3 protein-coding genes are annotated in these 2,994 nt (G+C 62.9%); all 3 read right to left on the minus strand.

Features of this window, described 5'->3' with window-relative positions; translation table 11 throughout:
- Positions 1–145: 145 nt before the first annotated feature.
- Positions 146–988 carry a serine/threonine-protein kinase gene (locus tag FEM54_RS29190; RefSeq protein WP_138453922.1) on the minus strand — a complete coding sequence of 281 codons (843 nt, stop codon included), beginning with the start codon at positions 986–988 and terminating at the stop codon, positions 146–148.
- Complete coding sequence (locus FEM54_RS29195) at positions 985–1,716, minus strand: PP2C family protein-serine/threonine phosphatase (RefSeq protein ID WP_099547828.1); 732 nt, start codon at positions 1,714–1,716, stop codon at positions 985–987. The genes FEM54_RS29190 and FEM54_RS29195 overlap by 4 nt, the downstream gene beginning before the upstream one ends.
- The coding region (locus FEM54_RS29200; protein ID WP_276614895.1) for a type VI secretion IcmF C-terminal domain-containing protein at positions 1,713–2,994 on the minus strand (1,282 nt) is incomplete at its 5' end. The genes FEM54_RS29195 and FEM54_RS29200, both read right to left, overlap by 4 nt.

Raw genomic sequence — 2,994 nt, forward strand, 5'->3', positions numbered from 1 at the left:
GGCTTGCCTGCGATGGCATCAGCTCGGTGCACCTGACACACCGAGGTGGCTGCATCGCAGCGGTGCGACGATTCGACAAGCCAGCTCCCACAGAACAGCCGATACACAGCGTAGGCCAAATCGATACCTTGGCAGGCACCCATAGCTACCTGAACCAGCGCCATCGACAACGCGCCATAACCTCGCCCAACGCCTCCACGCTGATCGTTCGGCGCTCAGGATCCATCGCCAACGCCAAGCGCAAGGCTGGCCAACACGCTGCGGGCAGCTGCCGGGGGCGCTCCAGCCGCTCAGTGACCCGACGCTCGCCCAAGCGTTTGCCATGGGCCAACTCATACACCACACACGCCACCGCATACAGATCAGCACTCGCCGTCAATGCACCGCCCGCCAACAACTCCGGCGCAGCATAAGCCGGTGTCCAGGCATTAAAACGATCACGACTCACACTCGCCAGCCCTGCCATCGCCTCCGCCGTCGCCTGCCCGAGGCCGAAATCGAACAAACGAATGCCCTCTTCACCCACCATGATATTCACCGGCTTCACATCCCCATGCAGCACACCTTGACGATGCACATACGCCACAGCATCCAGCAGCTGCACAGCCAGAGGCTGCAACTCACGCCACGGCAAGCCATCGGGACACTCCAGCAGCAGCCGGTCCAGGGTCATACCGTGCATTAACTCCATGCTGAAAAACGCGATCTGGCTGCTGATATCCACCTCAAACGCAAACATGCGTACCACGCGCTCATGCTGCAGGCTGCGGGTCAGGGCAAACTCGCTGTAGAGCAGCACATGTGCATCGGGCGCCAGGCGGAGATTCTCACCGAGCACCTTGATTGCCACGCTGGAACAGGGCTCGCCAAACTGCTCATGCAGCAGGTCGCGCGCCCGGTAGACCACACCCATGCCGCCCGAGCCCAACACGCGCTCCAGGTGATAACGCCCCGCCAGCAAGGTGGGCATGCCAGGTGCCGTGGTCATACGCGCACCACCACGGCCGTCAGGTCATCCCGCGCCGGCCCGCGTAGCGCCGCCGTGAACAGCCGCGCCACCACCTGTTGCGGCGTACCGCTGTCCATGGCGCTGCCCAGCTCGGCGTGCGTCATCGCCTGGTACATACCGTCACTGCACAGCACAAACACATCGCCTGGGTGCGCGCCCAACTCCAGCACCTCGAGTTTCAGCGGGTGCCGCGCGCCTACGGCGCGGGTCAATGCCCTGGCGTCGGGATGCGCCTGGGCCTGCGCCAGGCTCAATCGCTGCTCATCCATCAATTGGCGCAGCAGTGAGTGATCGCGCGACAGCTGATACAACCGCCCGCCTCGCCACAGGTAACAGCGGCTGTCCCCCGCCCAGATACACGCTGCGCGCCGGCCCTCCAGCAGCAGGACCACCACGGTACTGCCCATCCTGTCGTCGCGACCTGCGGCCGGCGGTGAGGTGTTATCCCCCCAACACTGATTGAGCCGTTGCAGGCATCGCCGCACCGCATCGATGCGCTGATCGAACGTACCGTGGACCGGCAACGCGGCAAGGCTGTCGACCACCCATTGGCTGGCCCTGTGTCCGGCCCGGTGGCCGCCCATACCGTCGGCAACCGCCCAGCAACCTTGTTGGGGGCAGTCGAGGAACGCATCTTCGTTGCGCTGCCTGGCCTTGCCACGTTGAGTACGTGCCGCGCTGTTTGCGGCGGCTTGCGGCGCGGTCACAGCCGCTCCGGCAAACGGAACGTGCGCCACGTGTCCATCTGAAACGGGCTGGGTGTGCGCTGGCTGACCAACAGGTAATTGGCACGCAAACCGGCGAGGTCGGACTTGAGTATCTGCGCATCGCGCCCACTGGCGGGCTCGCTGTGCAGCAAGTCAAAAAACCGGAACAACGACCAGGCCCCGCTGTTCTTCTCGATGCCCAACGGCCGCTGTGCACCTCGTTCCAATACCAGGCTGCTGCGACCATTTTCCACCTCGCTGGGCCACTGGAACGTCACAGGCACAATCGGTCCATGACGGTACTCCAACTGCTGACCGCCAAAGCTCAACACCGCGCGGCTGACCGCCTGATCCAGGCTATAAGGTGCCAACGTAAATCGAACCGACAACTCGCCTGGGTCGCCACCAAAAAAACCACGGCGGATGGTCTGCGCTTTGCCGAGTTGTTCCAGCAGCGCGCGCGACATTGGCAGGCTCTGGCCTTCCAGGCCGCGCAAGCGATAACGCCCGCCGTCGGCGCTGATAAACGGGCGCAGGTAGGTTTCATGGAACCTTGCCAGCACGCCCTGGGGTTTAAAAAACTCCTCGAAGTCGCCCAAGGCCACGTCGCTGCTGGCATGGGCATTGAACGGGTAACGCTGGCGAATAGCCTTGGCATACAGGCTATACACCTCGCTCTGGTAGCGTTGGTTCACATGCGTATAGGCCTCATCGAACAAATGCCGCCAACTGTCGTCGGCAAGGCCCTCGACCCAACCTTTGAGCGGCAGCGGCAAACGTGCGGCAATATCGCGTAACTGACCCAACCCAGGTTGTTGCCCTTCCATACGCCGTTTCACCATCTGGAAAGCCGCCTGCTCCGGTGACCCTTCGCGGTTCAGCGCTGCCATTTGCAGGTGCACAGCATCAAGCTGGCGCAACGCCTGGGTCAGTTGCTCTCCCGGGTTTTGCTGCTCATCAAGCAGTTGATGCAAAGGCTCGAAACGGCGTTGCAAGGCGCGTCTTGCAGCGTCATCGCCTGTGGGCTTGGGCAAAACACCCGCGCGTACACGGGCAGCCATCGATTGAGCGATAGCCGCCACGTCACCGGCCTCGTGGGGCACCGCTGACATCGGGTCATCAGTGGATAGCAAACGGGTATTTTCACGCACCTGCTGTAACAACAACACCAGTGGTGATTGCGCCGAGGTGAGGCTCGCCAGTTGTTCGGCGTCCTGGCGCAGGTTTTCGGTTTCGCGTAATCGGATCTGGCCCAGGGCCTGGCTCCACGCATCGGCG

It is taken from the genome of Pseudomonas edaphica, assembly GCF_005863185.1.
GTDB lineage: Bacteria > Pseudomonadota > Gammaproteobacteria > Pseudomonadales > Pseudomonadaceae > Aquipseudomonas > Aquipseudomonas edaphica.

What these genes read in the sequence shown, in the direction of transcription:
- FEM54_RS29190 (WP_138453922.1), bottom strand. Translation starts at nt 988, where the DNA reads ATGACCACGGCACCTGGCATGCCCACCTTGCTGGCGGGGCGTTATCAC.